Source organism: Marinobacter orientalis (assembly GCF_004792665.1).
Lineage (GTDB): Bacteria > Pseudomonadota > Gammaproteobacteria > Pseudomonadales > Oleiphilaceae > Marinobacter > Marinobacter orientalis.
Genome location: NZ_SRZX01000001.1, coordinates 120693 through 139239, shown reverse-complemented (window position 1 = coordinate 139239; position 18547 = coordinate 120693). Strand labels below are relative to the sequence as shown.

Genomic DNA, 18547 nt, shown 5'->3' with positions numbered 1-18547 from the left:
GACGCAAAGGAGGTTTGGGTGCTAGGCGACAGAACCGTGAATGTGTTTTATGACGAAGTCATGTTGGGCCACGATCCCCAGGTGGATCTGCCTTTTGTTCCCAGCAGGGTGGAAAAGCGCGTCAGGCACATACTGCAGGGCCTGGACTTCAAATGGAGTTATCCGGAGCATCCGGGGCGCCTGACGGCTATCAAAAATTACCTGGACCAACACCCTGTGCCAGGTGTCCAGCTCAAGTCGGGAAGCCCTGCCACCTACAACCAGCTCGCCCGGGTACATACCACATCCTACCTGGATCACTTCCTCTCCCTTTTCGGAAAGAGCGCCTGGGTGGACTCGGATACCACGGCAGTATCGCCAAACAGTGTCAACGCCGCCTTAGCGGCAGCCGGTAATGCCATTGCAGCGGTGGAAAGTGTAGTCAACGGTGATTGCCAGAGCGCCTTTGCACTGGTGCGTCCACCCGGCCATCACGCTGAGCCGGTCAGGGCAAGGGGCTTCTGCCTGTTGAATAACGTTGCCGTGGCGGCCGCCCATGCCCAGGCAAAACTGGGCTGCAAGCGGGTGCTGATCGTTGACTGGGACGCGCATCATGGTAATGGCACCCAGGATATTTTCTGGGCAGACCCGGATGTGCTTTTCTTTGATACCCATTGCGCCGCACCCTTTTATCCGGGGTCCGGAGACCTGGAAGAAGTAGGTGCGGGCTTCGGCGAGGGCTATACTATCAATGTTCCGCTTCCGGAGTCAGCCGGCGACGTCGCCTTTGAAAAAGTGTACCGGGAAATACTGGTGCCGGCCGCAGCATACTTCAAGCCGGACCTGATTCTCGTGTCTGCGGGATTCGATCCCCACCGCAATGACATGGCTTTGAACCTGACCTACGATGGCTTCAGGGTTATCACCCGCATCATTCAGGAAATTGCCGACCAGCACTGTGCAGGCAGGCTAGCCCTGGTGTTGGAGGGTGGCTACAATTTGAGCTCTCTCGCACAAGGTGTCCACGCGGTGCTGGAAGTGCTTGCTGGTGGAGAGACACCGAAATTACTCGAGGCAGGCGTAAGGGAAGCGGATGAGGCCGCAGAATTCCACCGTTCCGCATTCAGCGACGATGAATGAGAGGGCCGCACCGTCCACGGAACATCCCAGAAACCGGTGGACGACTTTTCTGGCGCATCTGTTTCTGATTCTCGCGGCCTGGACTCTCTTTATCAAATACCTGTTCCCGATCGCTTTTGCGCAAGCCAGCGGGGAGCCGTGGACAACCTATATCTACTGGGACCTGTGGCCGGTTGCCCATGTCTGGCTGGCCTGGGCATTACTGGCGCGCCCACGTTACACCCGCCTGCTGGCTATTGGCATGTCCGCAGTTGAGATTCTGATCATCGTCACCCTGTTCAGCCGTTTCCTTGTTGACCCGGAGTGGTCCATCTGGCGGACCAACTGGTTTGTGAACAAGGTATTTGTGCTGGGGGCGTTTTTCCTGGTGCTGGGCACCGCTGTGTTTCGGCCGGGAGCGCTGAAGGCGCGATCGCAATAATCAGTCACTCCGCTTCAGAGCCATCTCGCGGAAGTCGATTCCCAGCCCGGTAATGTGCTCATCAGGGACCGGTTCTTTGTCGTCTGTCAGGGTAAGTATACGCAAGCCTTTTAAGGTAGTCTTTCTGAGGCGGATTGGGTCATGATTATCCACTACGTCACTACACAACGGTAAAGGATGCATGCTTCACGAACTGGGTTTTGGCGGAATGCTGTTCAGTCCATTGCTGGTGCTCGTGCCGATGGCGTTTATTTTGAGCGCTGCTACCCGGCTGGCGTTGCACCGACTGGACCTGCGTCGCTATATCTGGAAGGAGGCCTGGTTCGATGTCGCCGCGTTCGTGTGTTACCTGGCAATGATTGTCTATCTGTTCGGGAGCTAGGAAAGACTCATGGGAAAGCTACTGCGTGTTGGTATTACGTTGCTGGTGGTTGCGATAGCGGTTGTTGCCGGTAGCTGGCTCTGGAACCATTACCTGTATTCGCCATGGACACGCGACGGAAGAATACGCGCAGATATCATTACGATTGCGCCAGACGTTTCAGGCTGGGTCACGCAAGTGAGCGTGAACAACAATCAGGTTGTAAATCAGGGTGATCCGCTGTTCACCATTGACGATACACGCTATCGGGCTGCGGTTGCGGAAGCCGGGGCGAAAGTCGCAGAGAAACGCAGTGCTCTGGAACTGGCCAGGCATAGGTACCAGAGTCGCCAGGGGGGTTCTGAGCCCCAGGCCATCACTGGGAAAGACTCGGACACCGACCGCATTAACATGGAATCAGCAAAGGCCAGTTACGAACTCGCCATGGCGGAACTTGAGACCGCACGTATTGATCTGGAGCGCACACAGGTGGTGGCGCCAGCAGACGGCACCATCAACAACCTGCATTTGCGCCGGGGCAATTACGTCGTTAAAGGGGAAGCAGTGCTGTCTGAGGTGAGGGCCGATTCGTTTTATGTCACCGGATACTTTGAGGAAACCAAACTGCATCTGGTGCAGATCGGGCAGTCCGCCCGGATGACACTGATGGGTAGCGACCGGAAGTTGACTGGCACCGTTGCCAGTATTGCCCCGGCGATTGCCAACACCAATACCAGCAGCAATGCCCAGATGCTTCCGCAGGTGCAACAGACATTCAACTGGGTGCGGCTGGCCCAGCGGATTCCGGTGGATATTACGCTGGACCCGCTGCCGGAGGATATAAACCTGAGTGCCGGCATGACAGTTTCGATTTATCTGGACTCCGAGTAGCAGGCTGGCGCGTATGTCTCTCCATCCTCTGTTGGCGCAGCTCCTGACGCCGAACCGATACGCCGTGATCTTCGCAATCAAGGGTGTGGTTGCCATGGCGCTGGCGCTGTTTGTGTCGATGGCTCTGGAGCTGGACCGTCCTTACTGGGCGCTGGTTGCGGCGGTTTTACTACAGATCCGGCCGGAAAGCGGACTGGTGATCGAGAAGGCGCTTTGCCTGATCGTGGGTTCGGTGATTGGCGGCGGCTTTGGCATCCTGGTGCTTGCATTCCTGACGCCCTATCCGCTTCTGGCATTGGCCCTGTTAACCCTGTGGATTGGCCTGAATTCGGCAGCCTCCTCCATGGTGCACAACACCAACTATATATACGCGTTCGCGATGGCGGGAATGACCGCCGGGCTGGTCGTTATCCTGGTAATGGCGGATGCCAGCACAACAGACAGCCAGGCGGTTTTTGCCATCGCCCAGGCCCGGATCAGTGAGATCGCCACCGGCGCAGTGTGTGCCATGCTGGTCAGCCAGCTGTTATGGCCCGTGACCGTAAAACAGAGCCTGCGAGGGAACGCCCGCGAGGTGATCAACAAAACACTGGCGTATCTCACGCTGGAACTGGAGCCAGGGAGCTCCCACGAGCAGCGTCACCAACATGCGGACGAGATTCTCGAAATCCTGGTGGCGCTTAATGACGATTCCAGCGCTGTTACCTACGAAGGCCCGGAAGGTTCCGGCCGGAGCAGGGCAGCCAATTTATTGTGCAATAAGGTGATGTCCCTGCTGGCGGTTTCCCAGATTCTGGGGCGCTTCCACCGGAATCATGGTGACCTGGTGTCGCCGGCTTTCAGTGAGGTGCTCCGCCAGATGCGCCGCTACTTCGGGGAAATTGCGGAAGCAGACAACTACCAGGAAGGTTACCGGCTTGCCCATGCGCTGCGGCGATCCTTGCTGGAGCAGCGAAGCGGTTTCAGCAATGAGTCCGCTATTGTCACCCGGCTGACCAAGACGGCCCTGGAACTGGTGGGTGATCTGGTGGTGGTATTGCGGGCCTATAACGCGCTGGAAAGCCGGGACCAGACGTTGCTCAAGGCGCCTATGCTGCAAACCCATCGGGATCCGCTGGTCGGACTCATTAACGGCTTTCGCACGGCCATGATATTTGTAATCGGGGCGGTGATCTGGATCGAGACAGCAAGCTCGGCGGCGTTGATGATCATGATCATGCCCGTGGTGTTTTCCGTGATGTTCGCGCGTTTCTCCCTCGCTGCACTGACGCCTATTCTGCGTCGGGTGCTGATTGGTGCAACGGTGGCTATTCCTGTTGCGGTGATCTTCGGGCTGGGCCTGTTATCGCGGGCCAGTGGCTATTTCGAACTCCTGATACTGGTTCTGGCCGGCCCTTATTTCTTCGGTCTGCTGGCACTTGCCGATCGCCTCACACTGCCTTACGGTCTGGGCTTCTGTATTCCGTTCACCATTATCACGCAGCCCAGCAACAGCATGACATTCAATGCCGAAAGCGCGATGAATATTGCACTGGGCCTGTTTGTGGGACTCAGTATTCTCTATTGGGTATTCAAACTGATTACCCCGCCGGACAGCCGGTTCATGCAGCGCCGCCTGCTGAGATCAACGGCCCGTGATCTGACCACAATTGACGATCACCAACAGCCGGAAAACTGGTTCAATGGTCGTATGGGGGAACGCCTGTTGCGGCTGGCCAATTATGACCAGAGTTCCGAAAGCAGCGATCGCTATATGACAGACCTTGGCTTCACCGGGCTTAATCTCGGCCATGTGTCGATTCGACTTCGCAGGCTGATTCAGGACCATCGCAGCCCGGCAGTTGATACGCTTTTGAAGGAGTGGCAGCAGACCCTGGCCGAGACCTACCTGTTAAGCTCCCGGGGTGCCGTGAATCCAGAGTTCCGGAAGATAAGCGCCAGACTGCTTGAGGCGATTCATGCCCACCGGGATCCGGATCAGAAAACGATTATCATCGAAGGCATGTTTGAACGGCTGGCACTGACGTTGGAGCGAACCGCCAGAACAGTAGTCGAGGCAACAGGCCCACCGAAATTATCCTCCGCAGCACCCGAACCGCTGTCCTGAGGAATACAGAACGGATTCTGTAATCCCCAATAACGCCAGTCCGTTTCGTCAGGTTTGCTTAAAACTCCAGGCAGATCTTGCCAAAGTGCTTGCCAGACTCCTCATGGCGGAATGCATCCGCGATTTCATCCAGTGTGAAAGTGCGGTCGATCACCGGATGCAGATCGTTGGCCTCGATGGCACGGATCATTTCCTGCTGGTGGGCACGGCTACCCACGATCAGCCCCTGCAGGCGGGCCTGTTTGGCCATCAGTTTGGCGGTCGGCACATCTCCGGACTGACCGGTAAGCACGCCGATCAAGGCGATGTGGCCGCCGATGCGCACTGCGTCAATGGATTCCGGCAGGGTTCCCGGTCCGCCCACCTCGATTACGTGATCAACTCCTTGTCCGCCAGTCAGTTCGAGTACGCGCTGGCCCCAGGCTGGTGTGGTTTTGTAGTTGATGGTGTGATCGGCACCCAAGGCGGTCAGGCGTTCGAGCTTGTCGTCGGAAGAGGAAGTTGATATCACTTTTGCGCCCATCATCCTGGCGAACTGCAGGGCAAAAATGGACACGCCACCGGTACCAAGGGTGAGTACAGTATCGCCCGCCTTTAACCCGCCATTGACCACCAGCGCCCGCCAGGCGGTGAGGCCAGCTGTTGTCAGTGTTGAGGCTTCGGCGTGACTGAAGCCCTTCGGCGAATGGGTGAATCCCTGTGCGGGTGCAATGACGCGCTCGCGGGCAAAACCGTCGATACCGTCACCCGGCGTGGTGCTGAAGTTGCCGATGGGAGCCGGGCCGTTTTCCCATTGTGGGAAAAAGGTGGACACCACATGATCGCCTGCCCTGAACCCGCTCACTCCAGCACCAACTGCCTCAACCACGCCCGCGCCGTCAGCCATGGGGATGCGTCCCTCCTCGGTCGGTATGGCGCCGGCAACAACGGCGTAATCGTGGAAATTGAGCGAGTTGGCGTGAATTCTCACCAGCAGCTCGCCCGGGCCAGGTTCTCCGGGCTCAGGTGCGTTGGTGATCTGTAGTTGATCCAGTCCGCCGGGTTGGCAGAGAGTGGCGAGTTTCATGTCGTAGCCTCCGTTAATTTGTTTGTCATGTAGGGTAGGATAGTCGTTCTGAACGGGATTGGATCATGTTTGGCTGCAAGGGAGAATATCGTGACCGGACCAGGGGCAGGTCAAACCGATTATCGTGTGCCAAATAGCGCGATACTTGTAGCGCTTGCAGCGTTTTTCTGGGGCCTTTCAGGTGGCATCGGCGGCATCCTTCTAGCCGAGGGATGGGGTCCATTCGTGGTTTCGTTTTACCGCGGCAGTATCGGTTTGCTGTTTGTGCTTTTCTGGCTGGCCCTGCATCCGCAGAACAGTGGGTTGGGCAATCCCCGGCTTTGGCTTTGGGCGATCATTGCCGGTCTGGGAGTGGCTGGTAACTTTTCTTTTTATTTCCTGAGCATCTCGGAAGGCAGCGTTGCCGTTGCTGCAACGCTGATGTACTGCGCCCCGGTGTTTGTGTTTCTGATTTCTTTCATTCTCAGACTCGAGCGACCGACACCGTTCAAACTTGCGGCCATCGTGATTGTTGTTATCGGTATCTCTTTGCTTACAGGCATCTATGATATTGAAGGTAGCCAGATCACCTTGGCTGGTATTGTTGCCGGTCTGCTTGCGGGATTATCTTACGCCCTGTTCATCTTCGGCTTCAAGTTTGCAGCCAGAAATGGCAGCCCGCAGGCCGTTCTGGTGATAGCGTTCGCCGTTCTGGGTATCATTCTGATCTGGCCGGCCAGCGCAGAACAGGTGGTTGCGGTTCTGGGAGCATCGGACTGGCCGTTTTTTATAGCGTTGGGCGTGCTCGGTGCAGGGCTGTCCTTCATTTTTTATATCGTTGGTCTGAAAAATACTGTGCCAACCGTAGCTGCGATTGTCGCGATGGTTGAGCCTGTCACCGCGTCACTTTTCGGCGTTTTGCTGCTTAATGAAAGTCTGGATCCCGTTCAGCTTATCGGGATGGGGCTTATTCTGGTCACGGTGACTGCTTTGAGTGTCTATTCAGATTCAAAGACCCATCATGTTCCTTATTCACGTGGAGATTACAATGCCTGATAACAACGCTGGCGCCGACAGGCGGGCCGTGGCACTGCTTGATGGTGGTCTTGGCCAGGAAATCTATCGCCGGGCTCGTGGTGTGAGTTCCCCGCTGTGGTCTGTGGCCGTCATGGTGGAGCAGCCCGAGATTGTCACCGCAGTGCATTCGGATTTCATCCGGGCCGGGGCAAGAACGCTGACGCTCAATACCTATGCCGCCACACCAACCCGTTTGCGGAAACAGGGTATGCATGATCAATTGGCAGCTATTCATCAGCGGGCGTTCCAGGCCCTTGAGCGGGCCATCGACGCCAACGGTGTGCAGGTGGATATTGCCGCCTGTCTTCCGCCCCTCATCGCAAGTTATCAGGGCCAGCCGGCTCGTTCTTTTGAAGATGTTGTGGATGAATATGTCACGCTGGCTGAGCTGCAGGCCGGCGCCGACGTGGTCCTTATTGAGACAATGACCAACACGCTGGAGGCACGTGCCGCTTGTGCGGCAGCCCGGGAGCAGGGCAAACCCTTCGGGGTGTCGTTTCGCCTGGAAGCGAATGGCAGGCTCAAATCCGGGGAAACCCTGGCGGAAGCGGTTGCTGCTGTTGAAGGTTATTCGCCCGCTGCGATTATGTTGAACTGTTGCGAACCCGAACGGGTGACCGACACCATGCCTGAGCTGGTGAGGCTATACCCGATTGTCGGAGGTTACGCCAATGCCTTTGAATCTGTCGAGGCCGTAGCGAATGGTGGTCTGGTGGATACCCTGGAGGCGCGGGCGGAGGTTTCTCCGGAATCCTACGCCGCACAGGTGCGCCAATGGCTGGCCGATGGCGCCAGTGTTGTGGGCGGGTGTTGTGAGATTACGCCCGCCCACATTCAGTACCTGGCAGACATTCTGACCGACGAATTCAGATTTGTTCGTTTTTCGCAGCTGGTCCGATAGCGGACAGCGCGATGGACGGATTCATCCGCCCATGCCGGCAAGTCAGCCACGCTGTCCGTCAGTGCATCTCACTCAGATCTGCTTGTGGACAACTTCTGACAGGCGGCTGCGATTACCATCGGTATCAAGGGTGCGAATGGCAAAGTACCAGGTGCCTTCGGTGAGTTCATCCACCAGCAGTTCGTCGACAGAGGCATCTCCAATGGCGAGATTCTGATCCAGGATTTCTGCGCTGGTGCCGTAGACCACTTCAAAACCCGCAATTTCGCCCATGGCCAGGCTGTCACCGTTTTCACGGGTAAGCGGTGCGGTCCAGCTCAGCAGTGCGGCATTGGCCGGAATCGTTTCTTCCACGGTTGTTTCGGTGGTTGTCGGCTCGCTGGTGTCGGTTCCGGTGTCTGTGTCGGCGATAGTGTCACCGGTAGTGTCGCCCCCGGTCCCGGCGGTTTCTTCGGTGCTACCGGTATTGTCGTCAGTGGTGTCAGTGGTGGTGTCGTTATTGCTGCCTTCCGTTGTATCGTTGGCAGTTTCGCCGGTTTCGGCAACGCTGGTATCAGTGTCTTCGTAGACGTCCGCGACGGTCTTGAAATGATGAACGTTTCGGCTCTGAACCACCCCCAGTCTCTGGCTGATGATGCTCGAATCCACCGTGGCCTGAAGTTCGGCGGCCTGCACCGCTGCGACCGTAATGAGGTCTGCCAACGCAACGTTGGTACCATCTCCCATCAGGCTGATCTGGCCGGTTTCAGCGACCTGGATGGTTGCGTCGGTCAATACCTCAGAAATGGAGTCCCATTGGGCGTTATTGTTCACCAGCGCCAGAAAGGCAGCATTGGCGATAGCCACCTGCAATGCATCGGCAGATACGCTGTCAGCTTCATCAAGCCGGGTCAGATCCGGTGGCGTAAGGCGGAGGGATCCGGCTGCAAGGCCGAACCAGCCCTCCACCGTCTGGTAAGTACCTGACAGGGAATCGGGAGAAAGCCCGTTGGCACTGCGCTCCGCCAGGGCTACAGCCAGATGGGTCAGTGGCGTCAGGTTGACAGTTTCCAGGCGCAGGTCGCCGGCTCCGCGCAGGCTGAAGTTACTGTCCAGGGACATGGGTTGTCCGAAGGCCACAGGCTCAGCACTGTTCTGTTCGCATTGCGGCGCCACGTCACAGATCATGCGGGTACCGCTGTCTGCCTGGAGTTCCACCAGAGCCCAGCTGTCCGCCTTTCCCCGCAGTCGCCACTCGTAACTGCCATCATCTGCAGTCAGAACAGGCTTTGCAGCCTGTCGCTGGGGGGCGTAGTAGCCGTCTTTGTCGGAGATCAGGCGATTGGCCGTCACCAGCCCCTGTTGGATAACCCCTTTCATGGCAGCGCCGGCGATCGCCACGGTTGGTTCTTCTGAGCCCTGGGACTGCGCCGCTGTAGTGCTGTCGCCGGAGTTAATGTCCAGACCGCAGCCCGAGAGCAGAATCACCGCAGGTAAGCTCAGCAGTCCATGCTTCGATAATGTTTTGCCGCAATATGACATTTTTTTGCACCAGTTTATTGACGAGTTCCGGCGAATCATACAGCGGCGGTTTTCGGTGATATGCGGCCTGGTTCCAGATTTTTCGGGGCGGATCCGTCAGAAAATTGGCGATTACGGGGGGATACACGTTGAGATTAAACGTTACACGGTAATGTGTTCTTAAGGCCCTGTTATTTAGGGATTTTCAGGATAATTGTTGATGGCTGGATCTGTAATTCAAAGCGACAGTGGCGAAGAAGGATTACAAATTTAAACGAGCGTAGTAATCAGTAACTGTGAGGCAGATGAGGCCCTGCATGGAGCCAGGACGCAGGGCCGGATCGGGCAGAATTCTTCACGGTGTTGTGGGTTGTCGGAGTTAGTGGGGGAATCACTTGACTCCATTGTCTGTGGTTTCGGGTTTTTCATCCGTGTCGCTGTCGAGGGATTCCTCGAACCCGGTGTTCCTCGGGTCCAGCTCCGACACACCCAGGGCGGCTTCCGGGGTTGTGGTGTAGTAGTGCTCCTGCTGTGTTACTTCGGGATGGCTGCGTCCCGGTCCTGCCAGCATGAACAATATCAGGCATGCGAGGATAAGAGCATTGCTGATAAACAGGCCGTGGGCTCCCAGCAGCTCCATGAAAAGCGCACTGATCAGCGGCCCGATAATGCTTCCCAGTCCATAGCTCAACAGAAGCGCCGTACTTGCGGCAGTGACCTGATGGCTTTCCATCAGGTCATTGGTGATGGCAACAGCGATGGGGTAGATGGCAGCGCTGAGGCCCATGTACAGGCCAACGAAAAGCACCAGCACTATGACGCTGTAGTTGCTGATGGCTGCCGCTATGAGGCTGCTGACAGCGGCAACAATAGCAACAATCAGCATGACCCGGTAGCGGTCAAAACGGTCGCAGATACGGCCGATGGGCCACGCCAGTAACATGGCGGCCACGATGGCTGACGCCATGAAGTTGGAGAGCTGGCCAAGGTCAAGGCCAATGCGGTTGGCGAACACCGGCCCCATGGCGTAAAACGCACTGATCAGCAGCCCGGCGATGAGTGCGCCCAGAGTGCCCGCTGGCGACTTGCGATAGAGGCTGGTCAGTGACAGGCGTTCGCTCTGAGTAATGCTCGGTGATTCGCGACGGGTCATCGACAGTGGGGTCAGCGCCAGTACAACGAGAACCGCAGCGAGGGAAAACGGGATAAAACCGGATGGATCGGCCACGCGGATCAATACCTGCCCGCCTGCAGTGGAGAGGAAGAAAACGATCTGGTAAATCGCGAACAGGCTCGCCCGGTTGCGGTTGTCAGCCTTGCTGCTGAACCAGCTCTCCATGACGATCATCAGGCCTGCCATTACAAAGCCCCCCACCGCCCGCAGGGCACCCCACAGGTTGGCTTCAATCGCCATGGGATAGATCAGTATTGAGGCTGTGAGCACTGCCGCAAAGACAGCAAACGCCCGAATGTGGCCGACCTTCTCAATGATCCGCCCGGCGTAAAGTGTGCCGGCGACAAAACCAATGGAATAGAATGCCAGGATCCAGCCGATGACGCTGGCACTGAAATCCTCGATGCTGAGCCGCAGGCCCAGCAGGGTCATAAGGTAGGCGTTGCCCATAATGAGCAGGATAATACTGATAATCAGCGAAGACAGGCTGACGATGGTCCTTTGCATCAATCCTCCATCCCGGTAAAACAATAATCAACGTGTTCTTCAAGCGACGCGTTAACCAAGTCTGTGGGGATGGATGCAGGGAATAAAAGGGGCTGAAGATCAGACCGGTGCCACACCAAACAGCCATTGATGAGCCCAGACCACCATGACCACATACACTGCCAGGCCACCTACAACCGCAATGGCATCATTTGCCCTGGTGGCAGGCAGAGTCGGAATCGGCCGCTGGGTTCTGCGTTTCATGGAAATCCGGTCAACCACCGCCCACGCCAGGAAAGCGCCGAACAGCAGCAGGTCATGCAGCATTCCATTGGCCAGCAGGTGAGCAAGCGCCCAGAGTTTCACGGCGACCAGCATCGGGTGTCCCACCTTCGCCTTGATTTTGCCCGGGAAATAGGTGGCAAACAGTAGCGGGAAGACGGGCACTAAAAGCAGAAAAGACAGGTGCTTGAGCCAGCCCGGCGGCGTGTAGATCACGGTTGGATCCATACGTGCAGCGCCGTAGCCCCAGATGATCAGTACCAGGCCGACAAGGGAGACCAGAGAGTAGAGTCCCTTGAAGGGAACCTCACCCAGAGAGGCGTTGAGGCGATTACGCAGTGGTTCGTTAACGATCGACAATGAGTGCACGCCGAAAAACAGAACCAGGCCAACGATCAGTGTGGTCATTTATGAATGCTCCTTGTGGTTATAGGGGTCTTGTCCATCAATCTCTTGTTATTGCCAGGAGTCCATGACTCAGGCTGGCTACCTTTTCAAAACCGTTTTCCTTGAGAATATTGACGGCCATGGCGGACCGTCGCCCCGAGCGGCAAAGTGCAACCACAGGCTTGTCGGCGGGCAATTCTCCAATTCGGGACCTGAGCTGGTCCAGGGGGATATGGATATCCACCAGCGCCTCCGTTGCGGGGTAATCCTTCACCTCTTCCTCGAGCCTGACATCAAGAACCGTCACTTCATCAAGGTGATGTTCAAGCCATTCCTCACCGATTTCCGGAACGCCGGCATAGGTAATGCGGATATCGGCCCAGTCAGGTTCTTCAGGCAATTTACCATCCTCGGTACAACCGCTCCGGAGGTTTGCAGGTAGCGCCTCGTCGATTTTTTTGGGATGGGGAAGTTTCATGGCCTTCATGTACTCCACAAAATCCGTTTCGTTCGCTCCGCCACCAACACGGGCATTGAACGCTTTCTCTTCCCCGATCGAGCTCTGGGTCCGGCCATGATAGTCGTGTGCCGGATACACCAGGCAGGTATCGGGCAGGGCAAACAGTCTTTCGGAGATGGACTCGAAGAGTTTATGGGCGCTGCCCTGCTGGAAGTCGCTGCGGCCACAGCCCCGGATCAGTAAGGTGTCCCCGGTAAATACCATTGTCTGATCCGCAAGGAGATAGCTCATGCACCCGTCAGTGTGGCCGGGAGTGGAGATGGCCTCAAGCGCGATACCTGCCACCCCGAATTGCTGACCATCGTCCAGCGCCACATCCACATGCTGTGCACCGATGGCTCGGGCAGAAGCAATGTTGCAGCCGGTTTTCTGTTTCAGCAGCCAGGCAGCGGTGATGTGGTCGGCGTGGGCATGAGTATCTGCGACCAGGGTCAGGGTCAATCCGAGTTCGTTTATCAGGGCAATATCTCTCTTTGCCCGAGAAAAGACGGGGTCGATAAGGATGGCCTCTTTTTTGACCTCATCGGCAAGGAGATAGGTGAACGTCGATGAAACATCATCAAACAGTTGCCGGAATATCATCACTGGCCTCCCCGGGAATTTGCGGTTCGTTGGGATGTCCTGTCATTGTAAAGTGTATAGGCAGCCCAAGACAGTGGATTCCCGAGCGTATATCATCCGCTGCCTGTTCCATCGGATTGAAAGGCGTCCATGAAGATTCCAAAGGTCACCATCATACTGGTATCCGCAGCTCTGCTGTTCGTTCTGTGGGAGCAGAGCCGGGACCAGCCAGAGCCGGTCGATGCCAGCCGCTTTACCAACCTTTCAGCGAACCCTGTCGAGCGCAGTGTCGCGGTGGACTGGGTGATTACCCAAATCCCCGCAGTTTGTGAAAATGCAACCGGACAAAACCGCGACGCAGAAGCCTACCGGGAGTGCGTTAGCGGAGCCGAAGCCCGGACATCGTCCTGCCGGCGCGCTATCTATGACAGGTTCCCGGGTGTGATTGCCTCGGAGGGCGTATTCAGGGATCTGTCCATTACAGCAATGAATTGTCTGGTTCCCCGATCAGGAATGGTCGATGCACGATGAACTGCTTCCCGTGCTTTAGCGCCTGAAGAATCGGGGATTGCGCTCGATGAAAGAGTCGATCCAGCGCTCCAGGAATGATCGCTCATCGGGATTTTTCAGATAGCGCCAGCCCAGTACTGAGATCACCAGGGCGCCCAGAGCATCGACGATCAGGTCCCACATGGTATCCGTCAGCCCCGAGGGGTCGCCCAGCATGGGCTTCTGCATGTTCATGCCGAAGACAGAATCCATGGTGAATTCGAAAATCTCCCACAGCGCGCCAACGCCCACGGCAAACATGAAAGCAAAGAAGGCCACGAAACCGGGGTTCATATGGACGTGAATTTTCTCGGTCTCGTTCATGATGTGGACCAGCAGGAAGCCGAGAATACCCAGCAAAAAGCCGGACATGGTGTGCAGGGCCACGTCCCACCACCAGAACCTCGTGTAGTAACCGCGTATCTCCCCCAGAAACAGGGATGCGAACACAAATACAATGGCAGCCAGTTGCAGCTCTGGCGGAATGTGGATGCGGAAACGGTGTTCAAACAACAGCGGGAAAAAGGTGATGGCAATGATCATTGCTGTCAGGAACGCGGTAAACCAGCGTTGACCCCAGATGGCAAACACCGTCTCGGCAAGCAGCACCAGTTGCAGGGCAATTGTGATGCGTTGGTGAGTGACGCGAATACGCATGGGCGCTAGGCTCTGCCGCTGGATCGATGCTGCGAGCGGAATTGCCTGTGGAGATCACGAACCGCATCTGCCAGGGCAGGAAAGGGGCCTTCGGTCGGCACACCGGGAACCACCTCATTGATCGGCAGGGTTGCTACAGGTGGCGGTGTTGCGTGCATCTCGTCCAGCCAGGTTGAGAGCTGCTCGGAGGAACTTGCGTAGACGATCCGGCCAAGCCCCACCCAGCCATGGGCCGCGGCGCACATGGGGCAATGTTCACCCGAGGTATAAACAGTTGCCGCTGCCCGCTCGTCGGGCGTCATGTTGGCCGCGGCCCAGCGCGCTATTTCAAACTCGGGATGGCGGGTCGCATCACCGCCGGCGGTCTCGTTATGCCCCTCGTACCTTACCGCCCCATGTTCATCCACAAGCACTGAACCGAAAGGAGGATTGCCGCCTTTAATCGCCATGGTCGCCAGTTCAACACAGCGTCCGAGATGTTTCATATCCGTTTCATTAATCATGGTTTCCCTCCTGTATGCGTTGTGGAGTCCAGTGAAGCAAAACCCGGCTCTCGAGTCCACATCGGTGGTTTTCAGGCTGACCGACCTGCTGCATTTCTCCTATCCTGTAGGGATAGTGACCAAGGAACCTGGAGAATCCAACCTATGTCGAGACTCTCAGATCACGTTGACTGGCAATATCTGTTTCGCGAGTACTGGCACCTTTACCGGTTCACTTCTGCAGGCGGCAACCCGGTCATTCGCTCCCACCTGAAGGATGTCCGTAACAGGCTGAATGCCGAACTTGAATCCAATCCTGTTATGGAGCTCGATCAACCAGTCGAGCTGCCGGTATGCGCGTGGCTGGGTCGGGCTCTGGACCAGGGGTTGAGCGAGCGCACCGCGCCAGTTGTCCGGGCACTGATGCGGGTGTCCGGACAACTGACCTGGCGTTATGGCTATGAACGCATGCACAAAAGCCTGGCGCGTAAGTACGCCTACACGGAACTGATGGGTCCCGGTGGTCCGGCGATCAGCGGGAAGGTCATTCTCGGGCTCGTTCTGTTTGGCCCTCGCTGTACCTATCCCGAGCATAGCCACGATGGCATCAGTGAATCCTATATATGCCTGAGCGGGTCGGTCTCAGACGGCAATTACAGCGTGTTTGCGCCCGGCGCCCTGTTTTTCAATCCGCCGGAAAAAGCTCATCGCATGACAACAGGCGACTTCGAACCCACACTGCTGGCCTACGCCTGGCTTGGAACTGAGGAAAAACTTGCGAATCAGAAGATGAGTTTTTCCACACGTAAACGGTGAGGGAGTGGAGTGGTCTTTTACCACCAGAGACCCACTGCAGGGTGGCCGTGGCGATGGCACGGGAGCGGGGGCTGGTGTAGTCTCTTGGTGAGACTTTCTGCCAACACAACCTGACTCTTCAAGGATATAACCCCTATGCCCACACAAACCGTCTGGATTACAGGGGCGTCCGCCGGCATTGGCGAGGCGCTTGCTGTGCGATTTGCGCAGGACAGTGCCCGGGTGGTTCTTTCTGCCCGGCGGGAAAGCGAGCTGGAGCGCGTTGCCACTCGTTGCCGTGAGGCAGGGCTTGCCGCCAATGAGGTGCTGGTGCTGCCACTGGATGTGACAGACTGGGATTCGCTGCCCGGTGCGGTCCAGACGGTGCTCGATACCTTCGGCAGTATTGATCTGCTGGTTAACAACGCCGGTGTTTCACAGCGCTCATTGTGCAAAGATACCGATATGGCGGTGTACCAGAAACTGATGGATGTCGATGTGATGGGCCAGATTGCGCTGACCAAAGCGGTTCTGCCTCATATGCTGGAAAAGGGCGCCGGGCATCTTGCGGTGACGTCCAGCGTGGCCGGCAAGGTAGGCGCGCCAATGAGGACGGGTTACTGTGCCGCCAAACATGCGGTGATGGGGTTTTTCGATGCCCTGCGCGCAGAGGTGGAAGGGCAGGGTGTGAATGTTTCCACGATTACCCCGGGTTTTATACGCACCGACATTTCCCGCAATGCCCTCGCCGGTGACGGTGCCGCCTACGGGAAGGAGGACAAGGATATTGCCGGTGGCATGGACGTAAACGCATGTGCGGAGGTGATTTTCAAAGGCCTCAAGGCAAAGAAACGGGAGATCCCGGTTGGCAAGGGCAAGGAGATGGCTGCGCTCTGGATCAAGCGGGTTTCGCCGGAAGCGCTGTTCCGCATAGCCAGGGCGCGGACGTGACAGTCTCGGGGTTCTTTGGACGTGATCGCACCCTGGTTGAATTCCTTTCAGGTGCCCCGATCTTTTGATCAAATGAATCAACAGAGGCTGACCAATGACAACCGATACCCGACATCTGGTGTGTCCGCACTGCCACAAGGTGAATCGGCTGCCTGCTGACAAGCTGGCATCCGGTGGCAATTGTGGTGCCTGTAAACAGCCGCTCTGGCCGGATCATGTTCTGGAACTGACGGATCAGAACTTTGCTGTCCATACCGGCCGGAGTGACGTTCCTGTGCTGGTGGATTTCTGGGCCAGCTGGTGTGGGCCCTGCAAGATGATGGCGCCGCAATTTGAGCAGGCAGCGAGGGAATGGCGCGGCAAAGTCCGTTTTGCGAAGCTGAATACCGAGCAGGCGCAGGCGACAGCCGGGCAGTTTGCTATTCGCAGCATTCCTACCCTGATCCTGTTCCAGAATGGTCGTGAACTGGCCCGCCAGAGTGGTGCCATGAATCAGTCGCAGATCAGCCAGTGGCTGCAGTCGCAAGGCATTCGATAGCTTGGAGGCAGGCATGAGCCGCGCTGCGGTGAAAGCCCTGGTGCGCGTCTTTCTCGTTTCCGCAGTGACGCACGCTACCCCCGGGGCCGGTGCTGAGCCAGAGACTGACGCCTGTCTTGCCAGCGAGGTGCAGCCAGAGTCAATTGATCTTGACCAGCCCCGGGACCAGCTGGCCCGCCAGAGTGATCTGGTGATCCCGGAAGGGGCCAGCATCGGCCAGATCCGCATTGTTCGCCGGCCCATTTTTGATGTCAGTGACCCGGACCAGGATAATTTTCTCTATCGCACTCTGAACAGACTCAATACGCCAACCTGGAAGTCGGCTCTGCGTGCCCAGCTGGTATTCAGTGAGGGTGATGTTTACGAGCCGGGCCTGCTTGCCGAGTCCGAACGCGTCCTCCGTCAGCGTGAGTACCTGACAGCAGCCTGGGTTGGCGTAACACGTGTCTGCGGGGACGAGGTGGAGGTGACTGTTCTGGCACGGGACACCTGGACGCTGTTTCCGTCTGTCGGGGGCTCCCGCTCCGGTGGTGAGAATACCACCAACACCGGACTTTCCGATCCGAATTTTCTCGGTTCCGGTAAAAACGTCGGGATTTCCTACACAAGAGATCCCGACCGCACCGAGGCCAGCTTCAACTTTGATGACCCCAACGTCCTTGGTTCCCACTGGCAGACCGGGTTTTCCCTGGATGAACGCAGCGATGGCCGCGGCCGCAGTGCCTATCTGGAGCGTCCTTTTTACAGCGAACGTACAGATTGGCGTTTCGGACTCAGCGGGGTGGACGACGTGCGGGAAGAATCCCGTTTTGTCGCTGCCGAGGCCATTGCGGATTATCGCCGTAGCCAGGAATTTGTCAGCATTGATGTGGGATGGCGGCTGACGGAGCGTAATGACCGACAGGTCCGGTTGCTTGCTGGCTACCGTTATGACGCACTGGAATTCGGGCGCTTGCCGGATGAGCCTGACCTGGATTTACTACCGGAAGACCGGACTCTGAGCTATCCATGGATCGGTTTTGACTACCGCGAAAACCGTTTTCGGGAGATGGTAAACCTGACCCGCCTGCAGCGGGTCGAGGACGTCCGCGATGGATTCGTGTGGCGCACGGAAGTGGGCTATTCATCCCCCGGACTGGGTGCTACAGAGGATCGTTTTGTGTTGAACATGGATTTCGAGGATGCGCTTCTTGCCACCGAAACCAACTATGCCCGCTACGGGCTCAGCCAGAGCGGCACCTATCGGCTGGATGGAAACCGTGTCGAGAATCTTCGGGGAACGCTCAATCTGGAGTATTTTCACGGCGGTTCTGTACGCTGGAACAGCTGGTATACCAATCTTTCCCTGACGGCAGCGCGCAATCTGACCGTGGATCAGCAGCTCCTGATCGGTGGTGAAAATGGCCTCCGTGGTTATCCGAGTGACTACCAACAGGGCAACCGTCGGGCGCTCTGGACTCTGGAGCGTCGCTATTTTCCGGACTGGCATCCGTTCAAGCTGTTCCGCCTGGGCGGTGTTCTGTTTACCGATGTGGGGCGGGCCTGGTTCGACGACGGGCGCAACAATGGCCCGGATGACGGCATTCTGAAAGATGTGGGCTTTGGTCTGCGGCTGGCGTCGAGCCGTATTGAGGTCCAGCGGATGGCGCATCTGGATTTTGCCTTCCCGCTCGACGGGGATGACAGTATTGACCAGTTACAGGTACTGTTGCGGGGAAGGTCGAGCTTCTAGCAAACGACAGT

At 57.1% G+C, this 18547-nt stretch carries 19 protein-coding genes; 12 read left to right on the top strand and 7 right to left on the bottom strand.

The features are described from left to right. The first annotated feature begins 18 nt into the window (after positions 1-18). From DIT72_RS00725 to DIT72_RS00705, 5 genes are all read left to right on the top strand, one after another. Positions 19-1119, top strand: coding sequence for a histone deacetylase family protein (locus DIT72_RS00725; RefSeq protein WP_169450019.1), 1101 nt, complete (start codon positions 19-21; stop codon positions 1117-1119). Continuing rightward, positions 1112-1540 carry a hypothetical protein gene (locus DIT72_RS00720; protein ID WP_135953300.1) on the top strand — a complete coding sequence of 143 codons (429 nt, stop codon included), beginning with the start codon at positions 1112-1114 and terminating at the stop codon, positions 1538-1540. Before DIT72_RS00725 ends, DIT72_RS00720 begins: the two co-directional genes overlap by 8 nt. A gap of 181 nt (positions 1541-1721) precedes the next feature. Next, complete coding sequence (locus DIT72_RS00715; protein ID WP_135953299.1) at positions 1722-1922, top strand: DUF1656 domain-containing protein; 201 nt, start codon at positions 1722-1724, stop codon at positions 1920-1922. A gap of 9 nt (positions 1923-1931) precedes the next feature. Then, complete coding sequence (locus DIT72_RS00710) at positions 1932-2792, top strand: efflux RND transporter periplasmic adaptor subunit (protein WP_135953298.1); 861 nt, start codon at positions 1932-1934, stop codon at positions 2790-2792. A 13-nt stretch (positions 2793-2805) separates the two neighbouring features. Next, the gene (locus DIT72_RS00705; RefSeq protein ID WP_135953297.1) at positions 2806-4899 is read left to right on the top strand and encodes an FUSC family protein; all 2094 of its coding nucleotides are present in this window, start codon (positions 2806-2808) and stop codon (positions 4897-4899) included. A gap of 58 nt (positions 4900-4957) precedes the next feature. Here DIT72_RS00705 and DIT72_RS00700 read toward each other — a convergent pair whose 3' ends face one another. After that, on the bottom strand, positions 4958-5965 hold the full coding sequence (locus DIT72_RS00700) for a zinc-dependent alcohol dehydrogenase family protein (protein WP_135953296.1): 1008 nt from the start codon (positions 5963-5965) through the stop codon (positions 4958-4960). 90 nt (positions 5966-6055) lie between these two features. On the opposite strand from DIT72_RS00700, the gene DIT72_RS00695 reads away from it, so the two are divergent. Continuing rightward, positions 6056-7000: a DMT family transporter gene (locus DIT72_RS00695; RefSeq protein WP_228260691.1), complete on the top strand. Its 945-nt coding sequence runs from the start codon at positions 6056-6058 to the stop codon at positions 6998-7000. After that, complete coding sequence (locus tag DIT72_RS00690) at positions 6993-7922, top strand: homocysteine S-methyltransferase family protein (RefSeq protein ID WP_135953295.1); 930 nt, start codon at positions 6993-6995, stop codon at positions 7920-7922. Before DIT72_RS00695 ends, DIT72_RS00690 begins: the two co-directional genes overlap by 8 nt. 72 nt (positions 7923-7994) lie before the next feature. Here the strand turns inward: DIT72_RS00690 and DIT72_RS00685 are convergent, their stop codons facing one another. The 4 genes from DIT72_RS00685 to DIT72_RS00670 form a co-directional block, all read right to left on the bottom strand. After that, entirely contained in the window at positions 7995-9389 is a 1395-nt protein-coding gene (locus DIT72_RS00685; RefSeq protein ID WP_228260689.1) for a fibronectin type III domain-containing protein, read from the bottom strand. A gap of 424 nt (positions 9390-9813) precedes the next feature. Next, complete coding sequence (locus tag DIT72_RS00680) at positions 9814-11103, bottom strand: MFS transporter (protein ID WP_135953293.1); 1290 nt, start codon at positions 11101-11103, stop codon at positions 9814-9816. 99 nt (positions 11104-11202) lie between these two features. Continuing rightward, complete coding sequence (locus tag DIT72_RS00675; protein WP_135953292.1) at positions 11203-11772, bottom strand: NnrU family protein; 570 nt, start codon at positions 11770-11772, stop codon at positions 11203-11205. A 37-nt stretch (positions 11773-11809) separates the two neighbouring features. Next, on the bottom strand, positions 11810-12853 hold the full coding sequence (locus DIT72_RS00670) for an MBL fold metallo-hydrolase (protein ID WP_135953291.1): 1044 nt from the start codon (positions 12851-12853) through the stop codon (positions 11810-11812). Between the two features lie 129 nt (positions 12854-12982). On the opposite strand from DIT72_RS00670, the gene DIT72_RS00665 reads away from it, so the two are divergent. After that, a complete protein-coding gene (locus DIT72_RS00665) occupies positions 12983-13363 on the top strand; it encodes a hypothetical protein (RefSeq protein ID WP_135953290.1) in 381 nt (126 codons plus the stop codon). Between the two features lie 15 nt (positions 13364-13378). Here DIT72_RS00665 and DIT72_RS00660 read toward each other — a convergent pair whose 3' ends face one another. Beyond that, the gene (locus tag DIT72_RS00660) at positions 13379-14038 is read right to left on the bottom strand and encodes a hypothetical protein (protein WP_135953289.1); all 660 of its coding nucleotides are present in this window, start codon (positions 14036-14038) and stop codon (positions 13379-13381) included. Positions 14039-14043: 5 nt separating this feature from the next. Beyond that, positions 14044-14541, bottom strand: coding sequence for a nucleoside deaminase (locus DIT72_RS00655; protein WP_169450020.1), 498 nt, complete (start codon positions 14539-14541; stop codon positions 14044-14046). 144 nt (positions 14542-14685) lie between these two features. Between DIT72_RS00655 and DIT72_RS00650 the strand changes: the two genes are divergently transcribed. The 4 genes from DIT72_RS00650 (at position 14686) to DIT72_RS00635 (ending at position 18536) form a co-directional block, all read left to right on the top strand. Beyond that, complete coding sequence (locus DIT72_RS00650) at positions 14686-15336, top strand: dimethylsulfonioproprionate lyase family protein (protein WP_135953288.1); 651 nt, start codon at positions 14686-14688, stop codon at positions 15334-15336. Between the two features lie 135 nt (positions 15337-15471). Continuing rightward, entirely contained in the window at positions 15472-16266 is a 795-nt protein-coding gene (locus DIT72_RS00645; protein ID WP_135953287.1) for an SDR family oxidoreductase, read from the top strand. Between the two features lie 94 nt (positions 16267-16360). Then, positions 16361-16804 (top strand): thioredoxin TrxC, encoded by a 444-nt coding sequence (gene trxC / locus DIT72_RS00640; RefSeq protein ID WP_135953286.1) that lies wholly within the window; start codon positions 16361-16363, stop codon positions 16802-16804. Positions 16805-16817: 13 nt separating this feature from the next. Next, entirely contained in the window at positions 16818-18536 is a 1719-nt protein-coding gene (locus DIT72_RS00635; protein WP_135953285.1) for a BamA/TamA family outer membrane protein, read from the top strand. The last annotated feature ends 11 nt before the right edge of the window (positions 18537-18547 follow it).